Below are 257 nucleotides of genomic sequence, written 5' to 3' on the forward strand. Positions count from 1 at the left end.
GGGTTTGCATTGTCGATTCTGCCGGATCGGCCGACAGTGAGAAATTGTGGTGTTAGTCGAAGTGGTCTGGAACGGCCTGTCGTAGAGGGTGAGAGTCCCGTAGACGAAAACACTGCAACTGTTGTTGTGGATACCCAAGTAGCAGCGGGCCCGTGAAATCTGCTGTGAATCTGTCGGGACCACCCGATAAGCCTGAATACTCCCTGGTGACCGATAGCGGACTAGTACCGTGAGGGAAAGGTGAAAAGTACCCCGGG

At 54.5% G+C, this 257-nt stretch carries 1 rRNA gene; it reads left to right on the forward strand.

The window, feature by feature from the left end:
• Nucleotides 1-257 (forward strand): 23S ribosomal RNA (locus MTX35_RS25510); the annotation flags it as partial.

Source organism: Rhodococcus sp. ARC_M12 (genome assembly GCF_022810385.1).
Classification (GTDB): Bacteria; Actinomycetota; Actinomycetes; order Mycobacteriales; family Mycobacteriaceae; genus Rhodococcoides; species Rhodococcoides navarretei.